Below are 4,617 nucleotides of genomic sequence, written 5' to 3' on the forward strand. Positions count from 1 at the left end.
GGCTGGGGTGGGGGTCTATCCGCGAGTCATATTGTGGAGAGAGCCCCCACCCGCCACGCTCCGCGTCGCTCGTCGCGCGTCGGCCTCCCCCGCAAGCGGGAGAGGCGAAGCGAGTCTGCGGTCCGGCTGACTCAACCAACAATCGTCGCGCTTTAGAGCATGATATCCGGAAGAGCCCGAAGCGGTTTTCCGAAAAGATCATGCTCAAACTAAAGACCTAGAAGTGGCAAACGCGGCTTTGCCCAGCCTGCGACATCGCGATAGATTGGCGGTCCGCGTAACTCCGGCCGCGGATCGCAAAGAGCCGGTGAAAGATTTCTCCGGGAAACGCGCATGAGCACGGCCGAATCCAAACCGATGGAAGTTGCAGAGATCGAGGATACCAGCCTCCTTGCCTTCTATCGCGACATGAACCTGCAGGAGCGGCGCACGTTCTGGGCCTGCGCGTCGGGCTGGACGCTCGACGGCATGGATTTCATGATCTATCCGCTGGTCATCGGCACCATCATCACGCTATGGAAAGTTGACCCCGGCACCGCCGGGCTCGCCGGCACCGTGACATTGCTGGCCTCCGCCGTGGGCGGCTGGCTCGGCGGCTATCTGTCCGACCGCATCGGGCGGGTGAAGACGCTGCAACTCACCATCGTCTGGTTCTCGTTCTTCTCGCTGGTCTGCGCGGTGGTACAGAATTTCGATCAGCTTCTGATCGCCCGCGCGCTGCTTGGCCTCGGCTTCGGCGGCGAATGGGCGGCCGGCGCGGTGCTGATCGGCGAGGCGATCCGGCCGCAATATCGCGGACGCGCGGTCGGCTCGGTGCAGTCGGGCTGGGCGGTCGGCTGGGGCCTCGCGGTGCTGGCGCAGGCGATCCTGTTCTCGGTGCTGCCCGCGGAGAACGCCTGGCGCTGGATGTTCGTGATCGGCGCGCTGCCGGCGCTGCTGGTGTTCTATCTGCGCCGCTACGTCACCGAGCCCGAAATCTCGGCCGCGACCATGGCGCAGGCGCAGGCCTCGGGCAGCGGCCCCGCCAAGTTGTGGGAGATCTTCCACGGACCGATCCTGAAGACCACGCTGCTGGCGTCGCTGGTCGGCACCGGCATGCAGGGCGGCTATTACGCCATCACCTTCTGGGTGCCGCGCTTCCTCACCACGGAGCGCAAGCTCTCGGTGGTCGGCTCGACCGGCTATCTCGCGACGCTGATCATCGGCTCGTTCATCGGCTATCTGGTCGGTGCCTGGCTCGCCGACCGGATCGGCCGGCGCAATCTGTTCCTGATCTTCTCGATCGGCGCGATCGCGGTGGTGCTGCTCTACACCCAGCTGCCGCTGTCCAACGAGGTGCTGTGGGTGCTGGGCTTCCCGCTCGGCTTCTTTGCCTCGGGCTATTTCTCCGGCATGGGCGCATTCCTGACCGAACTGTATCCGACCCGGCTGCGTGGCTCCGGCCAGGGCTTCTGCTACAATTTCGGCCGCGGCATCGGCGCGCTGTTCCCGTTCCTGGTCGGCGCGCTGTCGACCACGACCACGCTCGCCAACGCGATCGCGATCTTCGCGGTGGCGGCCTACGGCGTGTTCTTCATCGCCGCCTACGCGCTGCCGGAAACGCGCGGGCGTGTGCTGCATGCGGATGGATAGGCGGTGAGGTACGGCAATGACGATGCGGCTTGCTCCACTTCGCCTCTCCCCTTGTGGGAGAGGCCGGATTGCATCGGCAGATGCAATCCGGGTGAGGGGTCGCGGTCTCTCCATGCAGTACGCCGTGAGGAGAGATACCCCTCACCCCAACCCTCTCCCACAAGGGGAGAGGGAGCCATCGTCTCGTGCGTCCCAAACAGGAGGCTCCCATGACATCGCTCAAGGGCAAGACGCTGTTCATCTCGGGCGCGAGCCGCGGCATCGGGCTGGCGATTGCGCTGCGCGCCGCGCGTGACGGCGCCAATGTCGCGATCGCGGCGAAGACCGCCGAGCCGCATCCGAAGCTAAAGGGCACGATCTACACCGCCGCCGACGAGGTCCGCGCCGCCGGCGGCAAGGCGCTGCCGGTGCTCTGCGACATCAGGGACGAGGCGCAGGTGATGGCGGCGATCGAGCAGACCGTCGCCGAGTTCGGCGGCATCGACGTCTGCGTCAACAATGCCAGCGCCATCAGCCTGACCAATTCGCAGGCAACCGACATGAAGCGGTTCGACCTGATGATTGGTATCAACACCCGCGGCACCTTCATGGTGTCGAAATACTGCATCCCGCACCTGAAGAAGGCGGAGAACCCGCACATCCTGATGCTGTCGCCGCCGCTCGACATGAAGACGAAATGGTTCGAGCACTCGACCGCCTACACGATGGCGAAGTTCGGCATGAGCATGTGCGTGCTCGGCCTCGCGGGCGAATTGAAATCGGCTGGAGTTGCCGTCAACGCGCTGTGGCCGCGTACCACGATCGCGACCGCCGCGGTCGGCAACCTGCTTGGCGGCGATGCCATGATGCGCGCGAGCCGCACACCCGAGATCATGGGCGATGCGGCCTACGCGATCATCACCCGGCCGTCGCGCGAATTCACCGGGCATTTCTGCATCGACGACAAGGTGCTCTATGCCAATGGCATGCGCGACTTCGAGCGCTACCGCGTCGATCCCTCGGTGGCGCTGATGTCGGACTTCTTCGTGCCCGACGACGACGTGCCACCGCCCGGCGTCACCGTGCAGCCGCTGCCGTCACACTGAGCTACACCGCGAACGCATTCAGCTCTGCGCTCCAATGCTGCACGCGCTCCTTCAGCATTGTGTCGCGCACATAGGCGAGCTCCTCGTCCTCGATCCGCTCCAGCGTTTCGAGCGAGAGATGATCCGCGCCGTGGGCCGTCCAGGCCCGCTGCAGCTCCGCGTTGCGATGGCTGCCCATCCGCAGCGTGAACCAGATGCGGTTCTCGATCTTGTCGAGATCGAGCGCCTGCCCGACCCAGACCTCGCCGGTCGCGCGGCAGCGGATCGCGAACACGCCGGCAACGCTCGCGCGTTTCTTGTAGTCGGCGATGGCTTGCTTGCGGTCCTCGATCTTCATGACGGCTCCAATGGTCCATGCACGCTATTTATACCCGGGCATTATTGACAAGGCAATATTACCCGGATAAAAAATAGCAGCATCGAAACCCGAGCCGCTGTTATGACCGCGAATTTACCGGCCGACCTGATACGGCCCGCCCTTCTCCAGCGCTCGCGCATAGGCCGGGCGGGCGTGGATGCGCTCGAGGAACGCGACGCACCTGGGATGGCCGTCCTCGAGCCCGCCGCGCGCCGCGGCAGCCTCGAGCGGAAAGCTCATCTGGATGTCGGCGCCGGAAAACTCGCTGCCGGCGAACCAATCGCTCTTGCCGAGCTCGCCCTCCCAATAGGCCATGTGCTGCTTGAGCTGCGGATTGACCAGCGTCGACAGCGCCGTGTTGGACACCTTGCGCACCAGGGGCCGCAGCAGCGCCGGCGCGCGCTTCGGCATCAGCGTGAACAGGAGTTTAAGCAGCAGCGGCGTCATCGCCGAACCCTCGGCGTAGTGCAGCCAATAGGTGTAGCGCAGCCGCTCCGGCGTATCGGCCGGCGGGATCAGGCGCCCGTTGCCGTAGGTCGCGATGATGTATTCGAGAATCGCGCCGGATTCCGCGATCGTGTTGCCATTGTCCGTGACGACGGGCGACTTGCCGAGCGGATGGATCGCGCGCAGCTCATTCGGCGCCCGCATGTCGGGCTGCCGCTGGTAGCGCACGATCTCGTAGGGCACACCCAATTCCTCGAGCAGCCACAGCACGCGCTGCGAGCGGGAATTGTTGAGATGATGAACCGTCAGCATGGGCATCCTCTGAAATGGACGGCGTTTGGCGCCAGCCGGCAACACGAAAATCGAGATCCACGCGCCGTGATTGCTAATCATTACCCGGGCAATAGGTCGCGCAATCGGAGAGGTCTACCATGAATCCTGCCTATGTCGCGTTCGAAGGCGAGCACCGCATCGGGGCCGGCGACCTCCCGGAGGTTGCGCGCACCGCCAAGCAACACCTCGACCAGCGCGAGGACGCCGCGATCCTGGTGTTCAACGGCCGCACCTCGGCGCTGGTCGATATCGATTTCCGCGGCTCGGTCGACGACGTGCTGGCGCGGCTGCCGAAGCTCGCACCTGCGCCCGACGGAGAGCCGGCGGCGCCGACCGCGCCGCGCGGGCCGGGACGACCGAAGCTTGGCGTCGTCGCGCGCGAGATCACGCTGTTGCCACGGCATTGGGACTGGCTCGCGCAGCAGAAGGGCGGTGCATCGGTCGCGATCCGCAAGCTGATCGACGAGGCGCGGCGCTCAAGCGGCGACAAGGACCGCACGCGCAGCGCGCAGGATGCCGCCTATCGCTTCATGACTGTCATGGCCGGCAACCGGCCGAACTATGAAGATGCGATCCGCGCCCTGTTCGCCCACGACCGGCGCCGTTTTGCGACGCTGATAGCGGACTGGCCGGCCGATATCCGCGATCACGCGATCCGGCTCGCCTATAGCGATCAAGCCGACTGACGCCCGATGAACTAATGTCGACGGGCAACCGCGAGCGAGCTGCGCCCCCTCTCCCGCTTGCGGGGGAGGGCTGGGG

Annotated in this window: 5 protein-coding genes; 3 read left to right on the top strand and 2 right to left on the bottom strand. The window is 65.4% G+C overall.

The window, feature by feature from the left end:
- Positions 1 to 333: 333 nt before the first annotated feature.
- Positions 334 to 1,632, top strand: a complete 1,299-nt coding sequence (locus tag AC1VNY_RS42085) for an MFS transporter (protein ID WP_482409607.1) — start codon at positions 334 to 336, stop codon at positions 1,630 to 1,632.
- A gap of 209 nt (positions 1,633 to 1,841) precedes the next feature.
- Entirely contained in the window at positions 1,842 to 2,717 is an 876-nt protein-coding gene (locus AC1VNY_RS42090) for an SDR family oxidoreductase (protein ID WP_482409608.1), read from the top strand.
- Position 2,718: 1 nt separating this feature from the next.
- Here the strand turns inward: AC1VNY_RS42090 and AC1VNY_RS42095 are convergent, their stop codons facing one another.
- Entirely contained in the window at positions 2,719 to 3,054 is a 336-nt protein-coding gene (locus tag AC1VNY_RS42095; RefSeq protein WP_482409609.1) for a GIY-YIG nuclease family protein, read from the bottom strand.
- 114 nt (positions 3,055 to 3,168) lie between these two features.
- Positions 3,169 to 3,834 carry a glutathione S-transferase family protein gene (locus tag AC1VNY_RS42100; protein WP_482409610.1) on the bottom strand — a complete coding sequence of 222 codons (666 nt, stop codon included), beginning with the start codon at positions 3,832 to 3,834 and terminating at the stop codon, positions 3,169 to 3,171.
- A 119-nt stretch (positions 3,835 to 3,953) separates the two neighbouring features.
- Between AC1VNY_RS42100 and AC1VNY_RS42105 the strand changes: the two genes are divergently transcribed.
- The gene (locus tag AC1VNY_RS42105; RefSeq protein WP_482409611.1) at positions 3,954 to 4,541 is read left to right on the top strand and encodes a DUF2239 family protein; all 588 of its coding nucleotides are present in this window, start codon (positions 3,954 to 3,956) and stop codon (positions 4,539 to 4,541) included.
- Positions 4,542 to 4,617: the final 76 nt, after the last annotated feature.

This window comes from Bradyrhizobium ferriligni, from assembly GCF_056837965.1.

Excerpts from the sequence above, each read along its gene's own strand:
- AC1VNY_RS42100 (WP_482409610.1), bottom strand. The coding sequence starts at position 3,834 with ATGCTGACGGTTCATCATCTCAACAATTCCCGCTCGCAGCGCGTGCTG.
- AC1VNY_RS42090 (WP_482409608.1), top strand. The coding sequence starts at position 1,842 with ATGACATCGCTCAAGGGCAAGACGCTGTTCATCTCGGGCGCGAGCCGC.
- AC1VNY_RS42085 (WP_482409607.1), top strand. The coding sequence starts at position 334 with ATGAGCACGGCCGAATCCAAACCGATGGAAGTTGCAGAGATCGAGGAT.
- AC1VNY_RS42095 (WP_482409609.1), bottom strand. The coding sequence starts at position 3,054 with ATGAAGATCGAGGACCGCAAGCAAGCCATCGCCGACTACAAGAAACGC.
- AC1VNY_RS42105 (WP_482409611.1), top strand. The coding sequence starts at position 3,954 with ATGAATCCTGCCTATGTCGCGTTCGAAGGCGAGCACCGCATCGGGGCC.